The 24,495-nt window shown below is 41.6% G+C and carries 19 protein-coding genes; all 19 read right to left on the bottom strand.

What is annotated here, in order from left to right:
- Positions 1 to 175 precede the first annotated feature (175 nt).
- The 19 genes from BMW71_RS15345 to BMW71_RS15250 all read right to left on the bottom strand — a co-directional run bounded on the left by BMW71_RS15345 (position 176) and on the right by BMW71_RS15250 (position 24,091).
- On the bottom strand, positions 176 to 1,186 hold the full coding sequence (locus tag BMW71_RS15345; protein WP_092175805.1) for a glycosyltransferase: 1,011 nt from the start codon (positions 1,184 to 1,186) through the stop codon (positions 176 to 178).
- On the bottom strand, positions 1,183 to 1,917 hold the full coding sequence (locus BMW71_RS15340) for a sulfotransferase domain-containing protein (RefSeq protein ID WP_092175802.1): 735 nt from the start codon (positions 1,915 to 1,917) through the stop codon (positions 1,183 to 1,185). Before BMW71_RS15340 ends, BMW71_RS15345 begins: the two co-directional genes overlap by 4 nt.
- Positions 1,914 to 2,957 (bottom strand): glycosyltransferase, encoded by a 1,044-nt coding sequence (locus BMW71_RS15335; protein ID WP_092175799.1) that lies wholly within the window; start codon positions 2,955 to 2,957, stop codon positions 1,914 to 1,916. Before BMW71_RS15335 ends, BMW71_RS15340 begins: the two co-directional genes overlap by 4 nt.
- A complete protein-coding gene (locus tag BMW71_RS15330; RefSeq protein ID WP_092175797.1) occupies positions 2,954 to 4,225 on the bottom strand; it encodes a hypothetical protein in 1,272 nt (423 codons plus the stop codon). Before BMW71_RS15330 ends, BMW71_RS15335 begins: the two co-directional genes overlap by 4 nt.
- Positions 4,226 to 5,494: 1,269 nt before the next feature.
- Positions 5,495 to 6,169, bottom strand: a complete 675-nt coding sequence (locus BMW71_RS15325) for a sulfotransferase domain-containing protein (protein ID WP_092175794.1) — start codon at positions 6,167 to 6,169, stop codon at positions 5,495 to 5,497.
- A gap of 385 nt (positions 6,170 to 6,554) precedes the next feature.
- Positions 6,555 to 7,682 (bottom strand): polysaccharide pyruvyl transferase family protein, encoded by a 1,128-nt coding sequence (locus BMW71_RS15320; protein WP_092175791.1) that lies wholly within the window; start codon positions 7,680 to 7,682, stop codon positions 6,555 to 6,557.
- Between the two features lie 1,300 nt (positions 7,683 to 8,982).
- A complete protein-coding gene (locus tag BMW71_RS15310) occupies positions 8,983 to 10,461 on the bottom strand; it encodes an oligosaccharide flippase family protein (RefSeq protein ID WP_092175786.1) in 1,479 nt (492 codons plus the stop codon).
- A gap of 39 nt (positions 10,462 to 10,500) precedes the next feature.
- Complete coding sequence (locus tag BMW71_RS15305) at positions 10,501 to 11,211, bottom strand: hypothetical protein (protein WP_092175784.1); 711 nt, start codon at positions 11,209 to 11,211, stop codon at positions 10,501 to 10,503.
- A gap of 129 nt (positions 11,212 to 11,340) precedes the next feature.
- Positions 11,341 to 12,207 (bottom strand): NAD-dependent epimerase/dehydratase family protein, encoded by an 867-nt coding sequence (locus tag BMW71_RS15300; protein ID WP_092175781.1) that lies wholly within the window; start codon positions 12,205 to 12,207, stop codon positions 11,341 to 11,343.
- A complete protein-coding gene (rfbH, locus tag BMW71_RS15295) occupies positions 12,207 to 13,523 on the bottom strand; it encodes a lipopolysaccharide biosynthesis protein RfbH (RefSeq protein WP_092175778.1) in 1,317 nt (438 codons plus the stop codon). The genes BMW71_RS15300 and rfbH overlap by 1 nt, the downstream gene beginning before the upstream one ends.
- Positions 13,524 to 13,525: 2 nt before the next feature.
- The gene (gene rfbG, locus BMW71_RS15290; protein WP_092175776.1) at positions 13,526 to 14,593 is read right to left on the bottom strand and encodes a CDP-glucose 4,6-dehydratase; all 1,068 of its coding nucleotides are present in this window, start codon (positions 14,591 to 14,593) and stop codon (positions 13,526 to 13,528) included.
- Positions 14,584 to 15,357, bottom strand: a complete 774-nt coding sequence (gene rfbF / locus BMW71_RS15285; protein WP_092175773.1) for a glucose-1-phosphate cytidylyltransferase — start codon at positions 15,355 to 15,357, stop codon at positions 14,584 to 14,586. The genes rfbG and rfbF overlap by 10 nt, the downstream gene beginning before the upstream one ends.
- 90 nt (positions 15,358 to 15,447) lie before the next feature.
- Positions 15,448 to 16,416, bottom strand: coding sequence for a 2Fe-2S iron-sulfur cluster-binding protein (locus BMW71_RS15280; protein ID WP_092175771.1), 969 nt, complete (start codon positions 16,414 to 16,416; stop codon positions 15,448 to 15,450).
- A gap of 562 nt (positions 16,417 to 16,978) precedes the next feature.
- Complete coding sequence (locus BMW71_RS15275) at positions 16,979 to 19,399, bottom strand: GumC family protein (protein WP_092175768.1); 2,421 nt, start codon at positions 19,397 to 19,399, stop codon at positions 16,979 to 16,981.
- A gap of 544 nt (positions 19,400 to 19,943) precedes the next feature.
- Positions 19,944 to 20,270 carry a nucleotidyltransferase domain-containing protein gene (locus BMW71_RS15270; protein WP_092175765.1) on the bottom strand — a complete coding sequence of 109 codons (327 nt, stop codon included), beginning with the start codon at positions 20,268 to 20,270 and terminating at the stop codon, positions 19,944 to 19,946.
- 130 nt (positions 20,271 to 20,400) lie between these two features.
- Positions 20,401 to 20,625, bottom strand: coding sequence for a HEPN domain-containing protein (locus BMW71_RS15265; protein ID WP_177179661.1), 225 nt, complete (start codon positions 20,623 to 20,625; stop codon positions 20,401 to 20,403).
- Between the two features lie 416 nt (positions 20,626 to 21,041).
- Positions 21,042 to 22,352: a nucleotide sugar dehydrogenase gene (locus BMW71_RS15260; RefSeq protein WP_092175760.1), complete on the bottom strand. Its 1,311-nt coding sequence runs from the start codon at positions 22,350 to 22,352 to the stop codon at positions 21,042 to 21,044.
- Positions 22,353 to 22,677: 325 nt separating this feature from the next.
- Positions 22,678 to 23,004, bottom strand: coding sequence for a GIY-YIG nuclease family protein (locus BMW71_RS15255; RefSeq protein ID WP_092175757.1), 327 nt, complete (start codon positions 23,002 to 23,004; stop codon positions 22,678 to 22,680).
- 352 nt (positions 23,005 to 23,356) lie between these two features.
- A complete protein-coding gene (locus BMW71_RS15250; RefSeq protein WP_092176116.1) occupies positions 23,357 to 24,091 on the bottom strand; it encodes a polysaccharide biosynthesis/export family protein in 735 nt (244 codons plus the stop codon).
- Between the last annotated feature and the right edge of the window lie 404 nt (positions 24,092 to 24,495).

Raw genomic sequence — 24,495 nt, 5'->3', positions numbered from 1 at the left:
CTATAAGATAATGATATAGTATAATCACTAAAAAAAAGGAACTACTACTAGCTATAATTAAAAATAAATAAAACTCTAAAGTTTCCTTAAATTAAGAAATTTTACCTAATTTATTAGGAAAAAGACTTTTACCCAAATAAATTTAAGCCGGCAAAGCTATGAGTAACCGTGTAAGTCAAGTCAACGACTTGAGATTAAAATGAATTACCATTTCTTTGTGAAATTTTTCTTCGGAAAAAAATGCATTCGCCTTTTCTTTAATTCCGTCGTGGTCAATATTTTTGTACGCAGCTAATTTTAATTTAGTAGCGCAATTTTCAACAATAGACTCATCAACCTCTACAACAGAGCTGTCGAACTTTTCCAAGATATCAGGGATCGCCCTCCATTTTGTACTAATTACGAAAAGCCCGCATAATAATGATTCAACAACACTTAATGGGTAACCCTCAGTCTGGTAACGTGTTGGAAACAAAAGAATTTTCGCTCTCGCCAAAGAATCAACCATCTCAGCGTTTGAATCGATGTATTTAAAGGACACGACATCCTGAAGATTGTTATCGTCAAGCAATTTATTAAAGTGACTATACACATCATCATTTAAAAACTTACCGTAACAAATCAACCTCCATCCATCTGCTGACAAACGAGACAAAATAAACGCCTTTAGCGCAACTATTACCCCTTTTTCTTCGGATAGAATACCAACAAACACGATCTCCTTTTTTCGTTCCCGGGGATTGAGAAGATCTAGCCCATAAAATTCGCGCCTAGCAATATTTTGAACTACAGCATATTTTTGACGATTATTTGTCTGCGGAATAAACTTATCGGACAAAACAATAATCCTATCTGCAAAGATCTCGTAAAAATTCCTAACAAATCCAACCGATAAAAAAGACGCAATTCTTCCACTATGGCTATGCGCCAAAACACGAAAGTTTTTTAATCTGCAGACCAGCAACAATAATAAATCCTTGAAAAACCCCAAATGGTTATCTGAAATGGTGATATATACCAACTCAACCTTACTTGATGTAAGCAGTTTAAGGGCGGCTACTACAAAATGAAACCGACTAGTCTCAATTGTACTAAAATTAAGAGCTTTAAAGTCCGATAAAATTTTATGGTTAAAATTAACGAGCCCATTTTTGTCAGGACCGAAATTAGATAAAAAGATTATCATGGGAATAATTGATAATATATTTTCTCCAATTGGAGAATTCTTTCATATAACTCTGGCGCAATTTCATTTCTATAAGAATCGTAATTTTTGACCTTAGTAAAGCCCTTATGTGACTTTGAACCAGAAGCCTCCTCAAGTTTCGCAAGGCTGGCAACACTGGTATGTCTTAGGATCATATCTGTATCAAAAGGGGAGATGCCTAAATAGCTAGCGATCGAATTAATTGCTGTTAATCGATCCTCTAATAATATCCTGTAGTCTAAAATAAGCCATTGCTTAGAAATCCAGGAATCATTACTAATTAATTTTAAAAAAAAATCTAGATGTTGAGTGTACCAAATAAGTCCATATTTACTTTTCAAAAAATCATCTATTGAATCAAAGTGCCTATTTGTATTTCTATTATAGTATTCATAACAACTACATAGAGAATCGAAAGGGTTTCTAAATATGAATATTCCTCTAGACCACAATACCAGTGGAGGAATATTATGGCTCTTAAAGCCGAAACTAATAATAGATTTCCTAGAAAATGGCCTACCAATTTCAGGCAGAACTTCATTCAATTCCTTATGCCCAATGGTTACATCTTTACCTGAAACCAACTGAGCTATAATTCGCCTCACGAGAGTATTTCCTGATTTAGGATAGGAGATAATAAAAAATGAATTGGGGACAAAAAAAATATAAAAAGCTGACCGAACAACTGAAGAGAATTTATCTAAATTCATAATAATTCTTCTAATTTCTTAAGCCTAAAATCCCAAGAAAGATTCCTTGTAGAAAAGGAAACTAAAACTGGGTTATCTGAAAATGATAAAATTTTATGGAACCAATCTTCTGATTTATTGGACGCTATAACTAACTCATCAGGCAAATCAATACTTCCGTAAACAGCAAAACTATTCGTGACAAAAGGAAGGTTACCACTAATACTCTCTAAAATTCGATTCTTAATTCCAGTTCCGGAAAACATCGGAAAGAGAAATATATCATTCTCTTTTCTCATTGTCTCAATACTCTCGTAAGGCCCTATAAAATTAAATCTAGCATTTCGACATAAATCAACTACTTCCCTAGAAGCCCTGGCTCCATAAATATTAAACCTAGGTTTAACCCCTTTTTGGATAAAAACCGTATTAAGCTCGACTAAAAACCTTAACGCTCGAAATGATTGCTCACTATCAAGGCTACCAAAAAAACCAATCCGATGGACTTTCGGACCAATTGTGACACTATAATTAGATACGTATTTGATCCCGTTTGGAATACATATTTGTTTATATGAACCATTTAAGACACCAAATAAATGATCTTTTCTACTTACCAATACTTTCTTAACAAATGCGGCTTTCATTAAAAAATTCCAACAAAGAATCTGTGCTCTCAAATACATTTGATAAAAGCCGAAACCGGTTTGATTGTTCTTCACTCGAATCGCTATATTTAGAGCCATATTATCGTAAATATAGAAGACATCATCCGAAAATTCACGATGATTAACAAGCCAGTTTGGACCAAAAAAAATAACCCTATCAAAACGTCGTTTCAATTCATTTGGATCCTTAATCTTAAAACCCCATGCACTTTTAGGAAGGAAAAAAAGCGATCGAAAAGCAACTAGCAAAGGGTTTACACAAGATACCTCTCTTTTGCTAAACACGGACACCGAATGATTGTTAGACAATGTTCGCCTAACCTCGGAAGCTATCACTGTATCCCCAAACTTTAGGTCAGTTGAATCATGGATTGTAATTAACAGTATTTTCATTTAAGCCTAAATATAATTTTTGTATATAAAAAAATTACGAAGATATCACTAAGAAAATTCGAAAAAATCCGATCAATATTCCCACTCAAAACTACAGAAAACATATAATAAACTAACAAAATATTTAAAAACACTAAAAAATCTGACCTATATAAAAGGAATTTACCTAAAACATATACGATAACCGATAAAAATCCCGTTATAAAAACAATGGAAGAATTCATGTAAACCAAAGCAGGCATACCTACCGCACCAGAATGCGAATACTCAAGCGGAACTTTTTGAAAGTAAAATCCAACGGCTCGTCCTAAAGACATATAAGTAGAAGTAACAAAAGGTACCACCCCAGCAATAACATTTGAAAATATCGACCAAATTTGCAATAATTTCAAAAATTCTGTTGAGGAATGGGACCTTGCAAGAAAAAAACCATCTAAAGCGCTAAGTCGACCCAATAAAACGTCACCCACTACCCTACTAAAAGAGACGTCTGCACCCAATCTAACTAGGAACATAAAGTAAAAACTACCTAAAGCAACGAGCAAAAGAAAACCTAGCCTAAAAAGATTCCGAAAGGACAAATAAACCGAATCCGATCTAAAGGAACTTACAATTAAAAAGGAAAATAACCCTTCCAAAATAAACGCTTTACTTTGTTGAAAGAAATTAATTAGTATTAATAATGCTATCGTTACCAAAACAGAACGATCTTTTTTATAAAAAATCAATATAAGCCAACTGAAGATCCAAAACAAAAAATCAGGAATTAACTTGTCAACAAAATTCACCACTGTACTAGCGCTATTTAATTTGCCCAATCCTAAAAACAGCACCAATGATAGTTTAATTGCCAAAAGTAAATTTACTAAAAAAATATTTTTGAATAAACGATTGGCTACAATATAAAGAGAATCTTGACTAATTGAATTACGGATGAATAGATTTATAATCAAACTTATAACGATTATAAATATAACCAATATATGAAGAGATAAAAACATCTCATTAGCATCGAAGGAAGACACCCATCTAAATGAATAAGAATTACCCCCAGTTGACGTGAGTGACTCAAAACGCAAAAACTGGACAACCAAAATTAATTTAATAAAAGCAAGAAATGTAGAATTGACTAACGAATAGCCAATCAAAGCAAGGAAACTCAATCCTACCACATAATGAAGGTCGAAATTCCTTAAACTAAAAAAGAACAATACAAAAACAACTATATTTAAAATATAGTTAGCAAGCCCAAAACTTAACTTAATCACTATTTTTTTTATAATCTATAGAATAATGAGAAAACTATCTAAAATTCTTTCTATCGGACAAAAACTGATCATAGGAAAATACTATATTAAAAAATCCAACGATATAAGCATTTTAACAGTATAAACAAACTTATTGATACTAGATAGATTCAATACGGTAGCAAAAAGTGTAACAATCAAAATTATCAATTAAACCTCTGAATAAACTTCCCATCGACCTTGTAAATATGATTCAAAAAAACAAAAATTATTCGTCTTTATCGAGCTCAGAAATACTATGGGAGCTGCATCCATGGTCTAAATAGATTAAAAAATAACTGGTACCCTATGTGACTTCACTTGACCGAAAAAATAAAATTACCCGCCAAAGGATTAAGAATGGACTTAAAGAAAATTCGAAAGAACTATTACGTGTATCAACATATAGATTATTATCGTGTTTTAAGTGCAACAATTTATTCCAAACCTTCTTCCTAGAAATAATAAAAAAAAATATTGAAGCCATCGACAAACATCTACAAAAACCTTGTTTAAACCTATACATTTCTGATTTAACAACTTTTCGTATCACCCCGGCAATTTGATGACCACCGAAACAACTTAACAAATTCTTTCTGGTTTTGGAAACCAATATTCGAAGCCTTTGAAATAAGACACAGAATTTCTTTCGTTAGCATATAATAAATACTACTTTTATTAACTGGATACCTGCGTATTTTCTATCGTTGCCCACAATCTTTGATTTTTTAAAACTTCTAAAACAAATAGCAATTAAAGGTTATTGAATTAGGAATTTGTTAAATAACTATTAACGAGCTGTTACTCATGAAACAAGAGACGTTAATTTATTGAATAATGCCAACGATTTCTTCCTTTTAAGGAATCCCATAAAACAAAACCATTTTTAGTCCTTAAAGACAAATATTCAATTATTTCCTAGGTGCCTAATTAAAAAAGATTATAATCCTATTTTTAAACTAAATATAAACGCAAATTAAATGGTCCAAGCTATGGTACATTTTTCGCGGCGTAGGCAACATCACTCGGTAGAGTTTAACTTACTTAGCGGCTATTACGTTTTGCAGCGCTTCTTTTTTTGAATTGGCAATATCAATACACACTAAAAATCAGTTAAAAACGATAAAGAAATTACTATTAATATAAATTACCATAGTCCAATCAAAATTTAGCGTTGCTAAAAAATATCAACTAAAAAACCAATATATTTTTCCAAATGTTCCTTTGCCGAAAAGATTAGCAAAAAATATATTAAAAATCACGAGTTAAAGGAAACGGAGAATACGCTGAAAAAACCTTAAAACCAAAATAATCAAATATTTTCTGTACCTTATCCTTTGTTTTGATATCCAATTTTTGAAAATTTTTCCAAAGGTGATCTTCACTTGACTGAACAAAACTACCATCAAAATTGGTAGAACTAGGTCGTCTAAAATCAATAGTATCGATAAGATTCTCGTACTCTTGAAAACCAATAAATTGTAAAATCCGTTTTATTTCCTCCCTTGGTTTTAGCAATAGATCCAAATAAAAAACCAAACATATCTCTGTTGTATCTAAATTTCTATATGTAATGCAGTTATTCAAGCACCAGTAAGCAATCATGACCTCCAACTTAGTCTCTAACTGATTTATAAATGGAGAATGTTCAATAAACCTATCGTTATTAATACATTTTGGAATAGGAAATTGGCCCTGCACTGGAATCTCCCCTAACTTTCCAAAAGCACGAATTTGGGAAAGATACGTGTCAATAGGATGTCGAACAAGAAAAATAGGATTGTGTTTGAAACGAAAATTTTCACTAAAATAAGGAACCAATAAATTCGCGCGTACAAACTTGGTTAAAACAATTTTACTGGCGATACTAGATTTAATAGTTAGTCTATTCCTAGTCCAAATTGAGTGAATCTTAAATTCAATCATTCTGGTAAATAGATTCTTATATTTTCTATTATTTTCTGTTATTTTCGTCCCATTGAATGTATGGCCTGCGGCCGAGATTAAGCTCACTAGGTACTACCCCGTTAGTAGGATGTAGAGGCTCCCAATTTACACATACAGGCAATATCTTCTCTAACACCTCCATTAACCAAGTACTACCCCCCCTTGCCTCACAAAATAACAATAAACTTTCTGAAGCGCTAAATCTCCTAAATTTTAATATTAGCCATATTGGTACTAACAATAAACCTTTATTCAAATACACCAATAATCTACTCAATTTTAAGAAGATTGACCCAAAATTATAAAAACCCATACTCGAAAACTACTTGAACTAATATGACACTAAACCAAAAATTACATTATATCATTCTCTGCCCTCGAAATATTCAAAATTAACTAAAGCATCATCAACGATATTTTCATACTTCTTAAATTCAAATCCGTTTTCTAAAATAGTATGTACCAAATCCATAATCTCATTAGGGGTTTTATCTCTGATAAGAAAACTGCTTTCAATACCCAAGTCCAATGACAAATCTATGCATTTTTGGTGATACGCATCGACCAACACCGGAGTTTTAACAGCATAACCAATTATAAATGCATGAAGTCTCATGCATAGTATAATAGTGCACTGTCGAATTAAAACAAAAAAATCAATCGGGTTGAGACTATACCGTATAAATTTAATCCTGTTCCGGTATTCAAGCGAAACACTTTCACACAGTTCCTCACAACAAAGGTAATCGCTCTGCCCAGGCAATTCACTGAAACTAAATAGCCAAACTTGCCGTTCATTATCAGCATTTAACCAATGCTCAACGATTGATTTATACTTCTTACGCCTGTCAGTCGAAAAATACCCAGACCTAAGCGAGATACCCATCACTTCAAAATTAACAGGAGTTCGCTGGGTATCTAGATTTACAAATTTGGGAAGAAGAAAGGCAAGATCGGCAGCTAACGAAACATTACAACGCAACTCCATTTCTTTACCCAGAGTAAGGGATCGTTTATCTCTTACAACTAAAGAATCTAATTTCCGTAAAAACATATTGGCACAGTAGTATTCATTATCTTTTTTAAACGGACCGATTGAGACTCCTAATGAGGCTACTCTAATATTTTTGGTTGCTTTTTTTGCCGCATCGATAATCCTACTATAAACGGTAGAAGTCGGAACGTTGTGAATTATTGAACCGCCCCCGATAATTATGATGTCCAAATTGTTAACAAATATTTTGGGGTAAACATAATACATGAAAAATCGACGCACTAGCTTAACCCGATCTATTATATCATAGAAAGATAGCGTTGTAATGATGGATCTCCGATCGCTATCCATATATTCCGCCAAATTGTTATCCCCTGCGAAAAACCTAAATTCCAAATCATCACCGTACCTACCAATAAAATAATTTATGATCACCGACGTCATTACATCATCACCGACATTTTTTTTACCATTCCAACCAACAATCCCAATTTTCATCTTTTCCTGAGTATTTGAAAACACGTTATGAATAATTTATTTTTAGGCCAAACCAAAACGACTAGAGCCAAAATTGATGAGTACCTGTCAAAAAGAAATTCTCAACATTTAGAACGATTCTTTTTCTACTTATTGGTCCTTCAAACGATCTTTGATGTTTTACCCAACAAATTATCTGCATGACGGGTACGTACATTAGCGCGAAATAGACCCAGATGTTAGGCAATTCTCCCTAACGGTACCATGAAACAACTCCACAGTGCCACTTCAATACAACATGTTTAACCTTGCCCGCAAACCATTCATTTCTAATCTAATCTCGATATCATATACTCCCCGCTACAAAAAGATACAGTCCACTATTAGTGAGAACCTACTGAACCAAGAAATGGATTACAATCCCATTTTTTTAAAGAATTTGAATCAGTCAATCTTTATTTAAACAACTGGTATGATCTACCGGATCACAAAAGATTGGTCTTTTACAGCTTTCCGGCCGTTCGAAAAAAGTTAACCACCCATTCCTTACCGAAGGTTGATAGACTTTCACTCAACTAGCGTCTAAAATTACTACTCAAAATTTAACCAGTTATAGGAGGTTATATACTTTCCACACGAATAGAGGCAATATTAAAAACAGACAGCTTGTACAAAGCAAAGAAATTTACCACCTTAAAGCTACCACAAAACCGAAAAGTTCGCATATGAAACCTTTGACTAAAGAACGAATACCCAGCGATTCCTTGGGTGGTTTTCCCCAAAAAAAGCCTCTGAATTTAACGGTGTAGCTCACTTTTTTCAGCAGCTTAACGTCTTTTGTTTTGCTTTCGCTGTATGCAAAAATATACTTTACCAACTGTATTAAATCATGTAAATTTCCGAGGGTGGATTCGCTACCAGCTATTTCCCAAGGCTCCACCGCTTGTGTTTCACTCAGAACTGGGTGATCACACCCTCATCGCTAATTTTACTTTTTACAGGACAAAAAACAAAAAACAGTACCAAAAATTGGGGCCATTCTTCCTCATTTGAGAGTCAAAACACCTAATTTGCTAGAGTACTAATCACTTATTCAGCAAAAATGATAAAGTTTTACAATCCTAAGTAAAATTTACAAACTAACGCTAGATAAAAGCAGGACGATAAAAAAGCGTATCCTCTAAGATGACCATATTGACCTTTGCTTTAAGCAAATTTTCAATTTGGAAAGGAATAGAACCAAAAATATTTTTTTTACGCTCGAGGCTCATAAACCAATTGCAGGACTAAAATAAAGTGGCATACAATGAATGAATCACAGTTATTTAATAAATCGCCTTTTTAAAAAAGACATTATATCGATTCGCTTATTCACTTTATTAATTGAAAAAACAATTGAAGATAGAATGATAGTAGTACTTAAACCATATAACCAAGCACCCGACAAATTCATGCCAATAGTTAATGCACTTGCCCCTAAAACTAAATGAACAAAAAACACCTTTAAGAAGTCCATAGAGTAGACAAATTCGTATCTAAACTTAACAATGAGAAAGTTTTGAATATAGGTATACAAATAAGCAAATAAAAAAGAAAATCCCAATCCTTCCAGTCCATAATATGAATAACCAATTAAATTAGCCGTCAACATTACCATCGTGGATACGATCTCAGAGAAAAGTAAAATTTTTACTTCACCTTTCGATATAAATATTACACCTAATGACCAAGAAACGGCCTTAAAATAAATTCCTAGTCCGGCCCAAAGCATCATTGTATTGATCGGTATAAATTCATTGGAGTAAAGAACGATGATAAAAAAATTAATGAAGACCAAGAAAACAACTAGCAGCGGAGAAATTAACAATACAGTCATTTCACTTTGCTGATTCATTAATCTCACTGCTTTCCTATTATCGTCCGCAACAGCTGCTAACCTAGGATAGTAATCTGTAGTTAACGCGGTAAAAATTACACCGAAGTACGAATTCAAGATAGCGAAACCCGCACTATAAAAACCAACGTCTTCAATGTTGCCGTGACTTCTAATAAAAAGCCTTACAAGATAGGATTCACCCAATACGAACATAGAACCGAGGCTTAATGCCAGCCCCAATAGCAACATATTCTTACCCTGAGCAAAAAGCTCCTTCCTCGATACCTTACTACGTTCAATTTTTAGTCTTTTAGAAAAATAAATCGTAACAAAAAACATCGCAAAGGAACTAACCAGCATAGCTGGCACAATTCCACTAATTCCAACAAAATAATAGAAGGGAATAGATACTACCAAGCCCAGTATGGAACCCCAAAGTGATGCTTTTGCAATATATTTTAATTTCCTAAGCCCCCGGAGAATGGCCTTTTCACCTGCAGTTATTTGATTCAACAAAAGAGAGACGGCCAATAGTTTAAAGCCAATGCTGTAGTCACTGTTTCCAAACGTTAGTTCACTCAGAAAACCAGATAACGCAAAGCTAAAAACAGCACCAAATAAACCAGTAAACCAAACCAATTTCTTTAACACTGTGATAACAACGGCAACCTTATTAGAATCCCCTGACGCGTTGGCCTCTGCTAGATCTCTTACAACACTTCTCTCTAAACCGAAACTAGAAATAGCACTAATAAATAAAACTGTACTGTTAAGTAAACCAAATACACCAATGCCCATTGGCCCTAAAAAAACTGCAACAAATTTTGACCTTACAATAGAAGTTAGGATTATAAAAACCTGTACTCCGCCGAATAAAGATGTAGAATTAAATATGCTTCTGTAAGAGGTTTGATTTTCCGACATTTAGAATTAAAAATTGTTAGATAAATAGATTTAACCATCTCACAAGGTTTCTAAAATTCGTTTACATTCGTCATCCGTTAAACAGAATCTTTCCTTAGCAAGTAACCGATTGGTCTTCGGATCTGGTGCCTGACACTGAGAAATGCTATCTAAATTCAATAACTCATCATTCCAAACGAAGTTGAATCCATCTACAAATTTATCGCTAAGGGGAGTTTCTTTAAACAAAACCGGAATTGTTTCAACAAAACAGCATTCAATAAATCTATACGTCCATAGAAAATCTTTATCACCATTCCAATCAGCTTGATGCGGGCAAAAACCAAATTTAGCATCCGCCAATTCTGCAAAATATTTTGAATTAAATTGGTCCTTTTTATTTTGGACCCTTCCCTCTTCAGAAGCTATAATGCATGTTTTTTCAAATTTAGTAAAAGGTTTTAACATCAAAAATCTCTGCCCCGATTCATTCATTTTCCCGTTAAAATAAAAATTCATTGCCTTGGACTCAGGTATTAACTTAACAGCTTCCTCATAAAAACTATCAGGGTATTTTACGCCTATCTGTATGCCATTAATGTAATTAAACCCCAAATTATGATCACAGCGTATTTTTAACTTTTTTATATTGAAACCCTTTTCTCTTAATGCCTTTTTTATCAAAAGCTCCTGTTTAGTTGGTAGGGGACCAAATAATAAAATATTTATTTTGAATATAAATTTATCTAAAAATACTTTGAGTTTTTTCATAAGAATATTTTTACATATCTGATTTTCATTATATAAATATTATTAAAATTATCTAAACTATGGATTATTCCATATGCTCATCCACTTGACGTAAGTTAATACTAACGTCAACCATAAAAAAAAATACAACTATCGATTATTTATTAATTCAAATAAACCTTCCTTTAAGGTATATTGACATCGCCAACCCAAACTCTCCATTAGGGAGGTATCTGCTATTAATTCAGCGACTTCACCTGGGCGATCTGGTAGAGCTCCAAAGTTTAAACGTGTTGCGGAATTGTTGGATATCACCTTACACAACTCTACTACCTCGCGTAACGTATAGCTGTTACCGGAACCAACCGGTATAGAAAATTCGTTGCCTAAAAGATGGTATTTATTTAACACAATATCAAACGCAGAAACGACATCTGTTATATAAATAAAGTCTCTTTTCTGATTTCCTTTCGTAAAATCAATGAAAGGTTCATCGTTTAGCAGTCTATTTATTACCATATTTATAAACTTCCAATCATCATCTTCTGTCCCATAAAAATACTCAATAACTAAATTTATACCTCCAATCTCATTTTTTTTAAAACCTAACCAGTCCGAAAATTGTGCTTTAGACAATGCATACGCATTGAGATTTCGGGGCAATGATGATGCTGTATTTATAAACTGTTTTACACCATTCGCAATAGCTAAGTCAAGCAATTTCAATGGGAAAATAGTATTGGAGTCAACTATTTGAGCTATCGTCTCTCCTTTTCTCCCATAGGAAGCGGCGACGTGGACCACTGTATCTATCTGATGTTTCTCGAAGGCTTGCACCCAATCAGGAAAATCAACGTTATACCAAGTACATTTCTTGACATATCCCGCTACCCTTCGTAACGAAGACGTTGATCGTTTCAACACCACTAAATGATGCCCTTTAGCAAGCCAAAATTTTAATAAATGACTCCCTAAATAGCCGGTAGCCCCAGTTAGTAAAATGGTTTTAGGAGTCATTAAAAATTCAAACCAAAGAACTCCTCCAATTTATCCGCTACAAATTCGAAATGCTCTTCACCCAAGGCCGGATAAAGACCGATCCAGAAGGTATCCCGCATGGTTTTATCCGTATTTTCCAGACTTCCAACCACCCGGTGAGGGATGCTTTTAAAGTAGGGTTGCCGAATCAGGTTTCCTGCAAATAGCAATCGCGTACCTACTTTGTGCTGATCCAGGTATTGGGTAAGTTGCACCCGCTCAGCGCCGCATCCGTCCTTTAGGGTAATGGGAAAACCAAACCAGGAAGGTTCTGAATTTGGGGTGGGCTCCGGGAGGTGAATAAAATCACTTAGCGAGGCCAGGCGGTTCTGCAGGTAACTGAAGTTTTCCCGTCGCTTTTGGATAAAGCCTTCCAGCTTATCCAATTGGGCCAGGCCACAGGCGGCCTGCATATCCGTGATTTTTAGGTTATAGCCGGCATGGGAATACACGTATTTGTGGTCGTAACCAAAAGGCAAGTCGCCGTGCTGTTGGGAAAAACGACAGCCACAGGTATTGTCCTTGCCCGGAGCACAGTAACAGTCCCTTCCCCAGTCGCGAAAGGATTCTGCGATAACCTTTAATTCTGCATTATTGGTAAAAACCGCCCCTCCTTCGCCCATGGTAATGTGGTGGGCCGGGTAAAAGCTAAGAGTACCGATATCCCCAAAGGTTCCTACTTTCTGGCCATTGTACGTCGCTCCCAGGGCATCACAGGTGTCTTCCACCAGCCATAAGTTGTACTTTTTACAGATTTCGGTCACCTTATCCAGATTGAATGGGTTTCCCAGCGTATGGGCCAGCATGATCGCCTTTGTTTTGGGGGAGATGGCCGCTTCGATCAGGTCTGCATTGATATTGTGCGTGGCCAAATCCACATCCACAAAAACCGGAACCGCTCCAAACTGTACCGCCGGGTTGACCGTGGTCGGGAATCCCGCAGCAACAGAAATCACCTCGTCACCTTTTTGAATGGCTCGATCACCCAGTTTGGGCGAGGTTAGTGTACTAAATGCCACTAGATTTGCAGACGATCCGCTGTTTACCGAAAGGGCAAATTTCACACCCAGGAACTGCGCCAGCTTTTGTTCAAATGCCGCATTAAACCTGCCCGTCGTCAACCAGCCATCCAAGGAGGCCTCTACCATATTTATCAACTCCTCTTTTCCAATTACTTTTCCAGAGGGGGGAACTACCGACTCCCCCGGTACAAACGGTTGTGGAGCATATTTCTCTGCGGCGTACTTTTCAACCAATGCGAGTATTTGACTTTTAATTGTTGTTGCTACTTCCATTTCTACGATGTATACGATTCAATTTCCTGTAAACTGTAGTTTTGCATATCTGTTCCTTCCCGGAAATGGGTATGCCAATCACAAATTTTTTGGAGCGTTTCTTCGATGCCCCATTTGGGATACCACTGAAGCGCCTCCCTGGCCTTGGAGCAATCCAATTTTAGAAAACGTGCCTCGTGTGGCTGGGGATGCGCATCCAGCTTCCAGGAAGCACTTCCCTCCCAAATGGAAACCAGCTTGTCCAAAATCCATTGGACCGACTTGCAGTCTTTGTACTCCGGTCCAAAATTCCATGCTTCTGCGTAGGTTTTTCCTTCGGTAAAGAGGCGTTCCGCCAACAGCAGGTAGCCACTCAGCGGCTCCAATACATGCTGCCAGGGCCGGGTGGCCAGGGGATTTCGGATCACCACGGCTTCTCCCTTTTCAAATGCCTTGATCGCATCCGGAATCAACCGGTCGAGTGACCAATCTCCGCCGCCAATCACGTTGCCTGCTCTTGCAGAGGCCAACGCGGGTGCATCCGCACCGGAGAAAAAAGAACGCCTGTAGGCAGCCGTAACCAATTCGGCACATCCCTTACTGGAACTATAGGGGTCGTAACCGCCCATCGGCTCGTCCTCCCGGTATCCCCAAACCCACTCTTTGTTTTCGTACACCTTGTCGGTCGTAACGGAAATAATTGCTTGCAGGTTGGGGCAGGATCTCGCAGCCTCCAGGACGTGGATCGTACCCATCACGTTGGTGGCATAGGTCTCCACCGGCTGGGCATAGGATAACCGTACCAGGGGTTGTGCAGCCATGTGAATCAGAATCTCCGGATTAAAGGTACGCATGGATTTCTTTATTTCGTCCAGATTCCGAATATCCCCGTACTCGCTCTGCATACCCGAGGCCACCCGGGCAACGTTAAATAACGCCGGATCGGTATCGGGTTCCAACGCATATCCCTTCACAACCGCTCCCATGGATGCCAACCAAAGGCTCAGCCAGCTTCCTTTAAAGCCGGTATGCCCGGTAACAAAGACCCGTTTTCCCTGCCAAAACCCGGCATCTACCTTTCTTAGTTCCATATTTTCCACGGCGCTTGTTCGGATTCCCACAATTCTTGTAATTTCATTTTATCGCGCAAGGTATCCATGGGCTGCCAAAATCCCTCATGCCGAAAGGCCATCAATTGCCCGTCACGTGCCAGCGAAATCAACGGTTCTTGCTCCCAGACAGAAGCATCGTCCGGTATCCTGCTGACGACTTGCGGCGAGAGGACAAAAAACCCTCCATTAATCATGGCTCCATCCCCTTTGGGCTTTTCCTTAAAACTCTGGATTTGGTCCCCTTGTATGTGGATTGCACCAAATCTACCAGGGGGATAGGTGGAAGTCATGGTGGCCAATTTCCCATGTTTTCGGTGAAAAGCGATCGATTGTTTGATATCAACATCCCCCACACCGTCTCCATAGGTAAAACAAAAGGCCTCTTCCTCCTTGATGTACCGATATACGCGTTTGAGCCTTCCGCCGGTCATGGTAGAATCTCCCGTATCCACCAGGGTAATCTTCCAGGGTTCGACCCGCTTTTGGTGGACTTCCATGGAGTTGGTCGCCATATCAAAGGTAACATCGGACTGGTGCAAAAAGTAATTGGCAAAGTACTCCTTGATTACGTAGCCTTTGTACCCACAGCAAATAACGAAATCATTCACTCCATGCGCAGAATAGAGTTTTAAAATATGCCACAAAATAGGTTTGCCCCCAATTTCCACCATGGGTTTGGGTTTTAAGGCGGTTTCTTCACTCAGACGGGTGCCTAATCCCCCTGCTAAAATGACTGCTTTCATGTGTTTATACTTATCTTTTAGTGGTCAGATGTCTGTCTCGATGGTAAACCGGGAAAATCTCAAACGATGCAAGCTCGATTTTATAGAGTGTTAATTTGATGGGACGAATGCGTCCGAATAAAAATTGGTGTTCTCAACGCCCAGAGCAATCGCTTTGCTTTCTGCATGCTGAATCATGGCATCGGAACCGCAAGCATACACGACCGTGGAGGTCCAATCCAGTTCCAGATCCGCCATTTTGTCCTGCACGTATGTTTTGGTTTTTCCTTCCCGGGACAACACCGGGATAAAGGTGATGTTGTCCTGATTTGGCTTCCAAAAAAGCTCCGATTGATACTTCATTCCCCAAAGGAGGATGACGTTCCGAAATTTGGCCAAACGGGCCTGATTTTGCGGGCTGTTTACTATCGCTTGAATCGGCGCAATGCCCGTACCCGTTGCCAGAAAAACCAGGGATTCTTTGTCTACATGGTTGCGCAGAAAAAAAGTACCGTTGGCAATTTCGATTCGTAGCAGGTCGTTTATTTTGGCTTGGGAAAACCAATACGCACTCATTTGCCCATTGGGATAATTTTTTACGATCAGTTTGATTGCGGTTTCACTGGCGGCACTTGCAATGGAATAGCTTCTTTTGATGCCGTTCCAAATCACATTCAGGTACTGCCCTTCTAGAAATTGCGGCTTTTGGTTGGGCGGTAGCCGCAAGCCGATTTCCACAATATCTGCCGTCAGTGGCGTAATGGAATTTATTTTGGCTGGGACCGTAACGGGGCTCGAAAACCCGTATTGGCTCAAATCCTCTGCGGCCAGGTAAAGGTCGGATAGCGGTTTGCGGATGCATGCGAGGATAAAATTTTCCTGCTTCTCCAGATCCGATAATGGTAACTCATCAGAATCCGTAATCGTCTCTCCGTTTATCACTTTTACTTTACAAGACGAACACCTTCCAGAAAGGCACGAATGATCTAGGTACAAATCGTTTCTTCGTGCCCCCTCTACTATAGACTCCGATTCTTTGCAAAAAAAGGATTTCCCATCCAATAAGGTGATTTTAAACATGAATTCGTTGTTGCTGTTTTTATCCGATTTTGTATGGCTGGGTAGTTGTTTGGCTGATTCGGTAATTTGTTAAGGGTTAAATGTTTAACTGGTCTTTAAGGGATTAACTGGTTAATTGGTTAATTGATAGGAACCCGTTCGGTTGTTTGTTTTCGTTCTAGTTTCTTGATTCGAATAGTATCTCGTCTTGATAAATTAGTCGTCAAAAACGAGGTACCAACGATTAAACAATTAAGCGATTAAACAATTTCGTACCTGGTTTTCAATTATAAGCACATTCTAAATTTAGATGCAATTACTTCAAAGACGGGCACTTTTTGTTTTTGGTTAACTGGTCTTTAAGGGGTTAACTGTTTAATTGGTTAATTGGTTAATTGATGTGGAATCGTTCGATTGTTTGTTTTCGTTCTAGTTTCTTAATTTGAATAGTATCTTGTCTTGTTAAATCAGTCTTTAAAATCGAAAACCCAACAATTAACCGATTAACCATATTACGAACCAAGTATTTAAATACGTGTATTAACTCGCTATGTGTTGCTATACTTCAGAAAAGACCTCACTCCTATTTCTTCCCGAGCCACTTCTTCCAGGATTTTTTCTCTTCTGCATCCTCCGCATAGTAGCCGTAGCCATAGCCGTAGCCGTAGCCATAGCCGTAGCGGTACGCCTTTTTCTCCACTCCGTTAAAGATCAGGTAGGCTTTGTTGAGGAGTTGCTGCTTTTTTAAGGCATTGATGTGTTCGATAAAGACTTTTTGGCTGTAGTTGTAGCGCACCACAAAGAGGCAGGCATCGGCCAGTTGGAGCAGGTCCAGGGATTCGGAGACCAGACCTACGGGGGGAGTATCCAGAATAATCACCTCGTAGCGTTCCCGCATTTGCTGCAGCAACTGGGCAAAGCGGTCGGTGATCAGCAGCTCCGCCGGATTGGGCGGAATGGGACCGGAGGCAATGATATCCAGGTGTTCGTAGGCGGTGGCCTGCAGGATGGCTTCGGTATCGGGTTCCTGTCCGCTCAGGTAAGTGGACAGGCCCTGCTTGTTTTTAAGTCCAAAATCTTCAAAGATCTTGGGCTTGCGTAGGTCGCAGCCGATGAGTAAGGTCTTCTTGCCACTTAGCGCATAAACCGAAGCCAGGTTGATGCTGCTAAAGGTCTTGCCTTCTCCGGAAATGCTGGAGGTAATCATGATCACGGAGGACTGCTCCTTGGGGAGGATAAAGTTGAGGTTGGCCCGCAGGGAGCGAAAAGCCTCCGTGACCCCGGAACGGGGCTGCTCCAGTACCACCAGGTTGCCCTTTTCCTTGCTTTGATTGATACTGGTTAACAAAGAGACATGGGATTTCTTTTCCAGCTCCTTGGCATCTTTGATTTTTGTATTGAAGTAATTGCGCCCAAGGCTTATGGCGACTGGAATGAGTATACCAGCCGCTATTGCGATTAGAAAAGTCAGTGCCTTTTTGGGGCTGATGGGATTGGGGTTGACCAGGGCGGTTTCGATGATTTTGTTGCTGGGGGTATTGGAGGCCCGGGTGATGGCGGCCTCGGCCCGGCGCTCCAGCAAAAAGGTATACAGCTCCTCGTTCAGCGCAAACTCCCGCTGGATGCGCAGCAGGTTTTGCTCCGTCTGGGGCAGGCTGCCAAAGGTGGACTCGATCCGCCCAATACGCTCTTCCAGGTCGCGAATCAACAGTTGGGCGTTTTGGTCCACGTTTTCCAGCAGTTCCAGGATGGAGCGGTTCATGTCCGCAATCTTAAGGTTTACCTCTCGTACCGGGGGAGCAATCTCGGTGAGCACGGAGGCATGCATGGACTTTTCGGCCTGCAGTTCCAGCAGGTTTTCGATCAGCGTGCTTAGGATGGGGTCCTCGATGCCCAGGCCGGAGGGCACCACGATCTGGGTGTAATCCTCCCGCTGCAGGTAGCGCTGCAGTTGCTGGTAATAGGAGCGCTTGAATTGCTGCTGGGCCAGTTCGGTTTCCAGCGCCTTGAGTTGCTCGAAGATGGCCGAACCTTCCGAGCTGATATCGTAGGTGGCGTTATTGGAGCGGAAATTTTCCAGGCGGTTTTCGATGTAGAGTAGGGAATCGGACAGCACCACCAGTTGGGCATCGATAAAATCGATGGTATTGGTGGCCATGGTGTTTTTTTCCTGCAGTTCGTTTTCCAGGTAGACTTCCTGCAGCGTATTCAGGTAATCCCTTCCCTTGGCTGGGGTTTCGGTTTTGAGGGTGAGTTCCAGGATGGTGGATTGCATGTCCATGGGGGTAATGCTCAGGTCCTCTCCGGTGTAGTGGCCCAGCAGAGACTGCCGGTCGCGCAGGCGAATCAGCAGCTCACCTTTCGTATCCGGACTGGTAAGCGCCAGGCGAAAACGATTCATGGGCAGTTCCACCCAGTCCCCGAAGCGATAGGTTTGGGAAGGAGAGGCCGGGTCTGCCAGCGGTTTACGTGACTCGCTGTCCGGAAATGCCTGGGTGTAGTCGGTATCTACGTAGGTCAGGCGAAAGGATTGCCGGTCGGACCATTGGATGCGGATCAGGCCGTTGCTGAGTTGGGGATGCGCCCAGTCCACCTCCACGGCAATGGGGGTATTCCCATACAATTCGCTTCGCTTGAACACGCCCTCCAGCAGGTATTCCACGTCAAAGTTTAAACGGTCCAAGGCCGCTTCGGCGATAGGGCGGGATTTGAGAATAATGATTTGGTTGCCCAAGGCCATTTCTTCGGCCCCCATCGAGCCGAGGCCGGCGCTCTCAAATATACCGGTAAGGGAGCCTTCTTTTTCCTTGACAAAAAACTTGGAGGAGACCTGGTATACCGGGACGGAATAGCGGATAATCAGGTAGGCCAGGGTCAGGGTGATGCCCAGGGAAAGCAGGATATAGGGCCAGATGCGCCAGACTTGCAGCAGCAGGTCCTTCACATCGATAAGCTCCTCCTCGGGTACGGCCACCGGCGGCCGTTGCGGGTCGGGTTGATTCATTCGTTAGCTGAAATTTAGGTTGTTATTGCTGTTTTTTGATTTTGACTGGCCATTGTGATCGGGCGTTGGTTAAGGGTTAAGGGGCTTGTTTTTGGTGGTTGCTGCGGTAGCGGGATGCTGTCCGGCTGAGGGGTAGTTGGGCAGCTTCCTGGATTTGTTACCGGTTAAGGGTTAAGGGGTTGTGCAAAAATCCAAAGGATTTTTGGGGATACCATTTTTTAACCCTTAACCAACACGATTCCACTTCTATCCAGCTCAACTGCAAATCAATCCGCCTCGACTATTCAGTAACCCTTTCCGAACCACGTCTGATACCACCCCCCGGCCCACCTCCTGAAAAAGGAGGGGGAGGCAAGCCTGGAAAAAAAGACATTAACCCTTAACAACCAGGATTCCACTACTAATAAGCTCAACTGCAAAACAACAAGTCTCAACTTCTCAGCCCCTTCCGAGCCACTTTAACCCTTAACAACCACGGTTCTACCAGAAATAAGCTTACCTGCAAAACAACCCGTCTCCACTACTTAGCCCGATTCGAGCCATTTTAACCTTTAACTACCACTTCAAATCCTGATTGCTTCACTTCCTGAATTAACGGGGAATCGCTTGATTCTGAAAAGCGGGATGATCCGATAATATAGGGCTCTATTCGGGTACTGATCTTTCTGGTAAGACTCCAAATTTTACCCATGAGCTGATCATCATTCTCAACTAGATTTTCAGATACAATCAATAAATCAATATCACTGGACTTAGTACGCTTACCGTTCAACTGACTTCCAAAAATAAAGGCTTTTTGTACCGTAATCCCTTCTTGCTTCAGGAGCTCAAGGTATTGATCGATTAATTTTAAAGTTTTTCCTCCAACCATTCTCTCAAATTTAGGGTGTTATTCAGATAATTTTTGGCTTGGTCCTTTTCAGGAATAAAAGGATTATAATCCGGATATCTCCCATGGAGTTGGTATTTCATTAATACTCCCAAGAATATCGCATTATCCTCTAAAAATCAAAGTTGGCTTTTTCAGCCAGGTAGAAAAGGTTATGAGATTTTGGCGCAAATTCACGCGTTTCCTTTACGACATGCGCCTTGAGCACTTTTTCAATAACCAAATGACAAAAAAACATGCCATGCACTATTCTATTTTGATCAATTAGAATTTTGGCGGTTTCAAAATCATTCTTTGAACCGTCAACCCAATAAGCTATTTGCCTTTGAATATTCAAATCAACTAATTTCAGAGATACCACTCAAGGTAGCCCAACACGTTAATCCTTCTCGACTGCTTAGTCCATCCCGAGCCCTAATAACCCTTAACCACCACGATTTCACTTCTATTTAGTTCAACTGCCAGAAACATCGTATGAGCTACTCTGCCCGTTTCGAGCCACGTCTGATACCACCCCCCGGTCCCCCTCCTAAAACAGGAGGGGGAGGCAAGCCGGGAAAAAACGAAATTAACCCTTAACAACCAGGGTTCCACTTCTATCTAGTTCAACTGCCAGAAATTCTCTCCGGACCTTTCAGCCCGTTTCCAGCCATATTAACCCTTAACAACCACCATTCCACCACAAATAAGCTCCCCTGCAAAACATCTCTTCTCCACCTCTCTGCCCCTTCCGAGCCAGGTTAACCCGCGTTGCTACAACCGCGCATCTACCTTTTCCTTATCCAAAACGGCTTTGACGTCAAAGACGACCAGGTCGCTGCTCTTTTGGATGGGGAGGGATTTGAATTTTTGGTGGGCGACGGCCAGGATCACCGCGGAGTAATCAGCGATATCGGGGCAGGTGTCGCCGTCGATGATTTCCAGGCCGTATTCGTGCGCCACCTCTTCCTTGCTGGCCCAAGGGTCGTAGACATCCACGTCCATGTCAAAGGCCCGGAGTTCCTGGTAGATATCGATCACCCGGGTATTGCGCACGTCGGGGCAGTCTTCCTTAAAGGTAAAGCCCAGGATTAGCACCTTGGAGTCGATCACTTTCAGGTCCTTGCGCATCATGTGCTTGATCACTTCCGTAGCCACGTGCTTGCCCATGGAATCGTTGAGCCGGCGGCCGGCCAGGATGATTTCCGGATGGTAGCCCACTTCCTGGGCTTTTTGTGCCAGGTAAAAGGGGTCCACGCTGATGCAGTGCCCACCGACCAGTCCGGGTTTGAAGGGCAGGAAGTTCCATTTGGTACCCGCTGCGGCCAGTACCTCCTGGGTATCGATCTGCAGCAGGTTAAAGATTTTGGACAGTTCGTTGACAAAGGCGATGTTGATGTCCCGTTGGGAATTTTCGATCACCTTGGCGGCTTCGGCCACCTTGATGCTGCTGGCCTTGTGGGTGCCGGCGGTGATCACCTCCCGGTACAGGCGATCAACGTACTCGGCCACCTCGGGGGTTGAACCGGAGGTTACCTTCAGAATTTTGGCTACGGTATGTTCCTTGTCTCCGGGGTTGATCCGTTCGGGGGAATAGCCGGCGTAAAAGTCTTCGTTGTAGCGCAGTCCGCTGACCGTTTCCAGCACGGGCACGCACTCCTCTTCCGTCACGCCGGGGTACACGGTGGATTCGTAGATGACCACGTCGCCCTTTTTGAGGTAGTTTCCGATGGTTTCGGAAGCCTTGAGCATGGGCGTAAGTACAGGGCGGTTGTGCCGGTCGGTGGGGGTGGGAACGGTGACGATGTAGAGTTGGCAATCGGCCAGTTGGGCGGCATCGCAGGTATTGAATAGACCCTTTTCCCCGGCTTGGGGGGTGGTGGCCAGTACCTGTTTGAGGTCTTCGTCGGCTACTTCCAGGGTCAGGTCTCTTCCGGCATTGAGTTCGGCTACGCGTTTTTCGGAGATATCAAAACCGATGACGGGAAATTTTTTGGCAAATTCCACGGCCAGGGGTAGCCCCACATAGCCCAGTCCGATAATGGCGATTTTCACCTCGGCGAGAGGTGTTAAGGAAGCTGTCAAGTATTAACTAGTTTTGGTAGGTTGAAAAAAGAATAACTACGGTGCAAATAGAACTGATTGACTTCAATTTTGCTCAGGCTTCGACAGGCTCAGCCTGCGCGATGCGTTCGTAAGCGTGGACTTCGACAGGCTCAGCCCACAGGGACGTTTCCGTCCTGGCCGATGCCTTAGCCGATGCCTGAGCTTGTCGAAGGCGGAGGCGAAGGCAGCCCACGGGAATGTGTCCGATGCCTGGGCTTCGACAGGCTCAGCCTGCGCGATGTGTTCGTAAGCGTGGACTTCGACAGGCTCAGCCCACGGGAGCGTGTCTGTCCTGGCCGATGCCTTAGCCGATGCCTGAGCTTGTCGAAGGCGGAGGCGGAGGCAGAATGCTTTTCTTACTCACAGCCAGAAGCACTAATTCCGCTAAATCCCCCCTTACCAACGCTTCCTTTTTCTTTCTGGACCAGCGTTGCACTTGCTTTTCCCGGTAATAGGCCTCATCGATTCTGGCATAGGTTTCATAATAGACCAACGTAACTGGCAGGCGGGATTTTGTGTGATTTGCCCCTTCTCCCATTTGGTGTTGCAAAAGCCGCCGATCCAGGTCGGTTGTACTTCCCGTGTAGTAGCTGTCATCGGCACAGTGCAATATGTACATGTAACCGTTCATGATTTTTCGTACCTGGACTTCGACAGGCTCAGCCCACGGGAGCGTGTCTGTCCTGGCCGCCTGAGCTTGTCGAAGGCAGCCCACGGGAACGTGTCCGATGCCTGGGCTTCGACAGGCTCAGCCTGCGCGATGTGTTCGTAAGCGTGGACTTCGACAGGCTCAGCCCACGGGGACGTTTCCGTCCTGGCCGATGCCTTAGCCGATGCCTGAGCTTGTCGAAGGCGGAGGCGGAGGCATAGCTTCGCCTCCTGAGTCCCATTTGGAACCCACCGGGAGGGGGAAAGACGTTGTGCAAAACAATAAATTGAAAACGGGATTGGCAACCCCTTTTTCAATTTTTTGGGTCTATTGGTTAGCGAACGGCATTCAACACCAACAGCACGGCTGAGAGGGTGGTGACGGCCAGTTGAAAGGTCTGCATAAAGTTCACACCGGTACCGAGTTCCCGTATTTTCATGGGTTCGGCATAGAGCATGTCGTTGGGTCGGATAAAGTAGAATTCGGATTCCACGATCCGTTGGTCGTTTAGGTTGACGCGAAAAGACTTGGTTCCTTCGGGGTATTGACGAATCAGCACCACCTCGTTGCGTTTGGCAGTGGTGGTCATGTCGCCGGCATGGGCAATGGCCTGGAAGATGCTGATGCGGTTTTGCAGGATGGTGAAATTTCCGTTTCTGTTAAATTCTCCCAGGGCGGAGAAACGGACACCACCCAGCCGCACGCGTACGAAAAAATCTTCCTCGTTGACGTAGGCTTTGAGTTTTTCTTCGATTTTGGTCTGGGCTTGTTTGGTAGTCAGTCCCAGCAGTTCAATTTCTCCCAGCAGGGGAATTTCCACCATGCCGTTTTCATCCAGGGTATAGCCGTTGATAAAGAAGATATCGCCTCCGTTTTGGGCTCCCTGGGCCATGTTCATTTGGAGGCGTTGGTCACCCGCGGCGATGCCAAAAATCTCGTTCAGTTCTTCGGAGGTGGTTTTGACGTTGATGTCCACCACGTCGTTGTACTGCAGGAAATAGTCTTCGGTAAAGTTGGGTACCAGCTCGCTTTCGGTGTAGAGCGGGATTTCTTCGTCGGTTTCCTGCAGGTAGATGATGCGTTTATTGGACACACAAGAAGCTGCCAGGAGCAGAAGCAGGCTGGCAAAAAATGGGATTTGTAGGGCTTTCATTCTAGGGTACTAAGGAAAATCGATGCTTTCGAGGCCAAATATATTTAAAAGGACGGCAGCAAAAAAACGGTTGTTGTATTTTTTCGCATGGGGGAGGAAAAAATATATTTTAAACTTTTGGTTTGGGAGGTATGTACGAAATTTCAAAGGAAAAATGTACTTATTTTTTCAGGGGGTAGCAAATGGAGACCTTTGGGGTTTCTAAAACCTCATATTCTAGACGTGCGCGAAGAAAAGGAAAACCTTCGAGGTCTCGAAGACGGCAAAGGTTATGGCTGACCTTTGAGGTTTCTAAAACCTCGAAGGTCTAAATCCTAAGC

The organism is Cyclobacterium xiamenense (assembly GCF_900109255.1).
GTDB classification, from domain to species: Bacteria; Bacteroidota; Bacteroidia; order Cytophagales; family Cyclobacteriaceae; genus Cyclobacterium; species Cyclobacterium xiamenense.
This window is presented reverse-complemented; position numbering and strand designations above follow the sequence as displayed.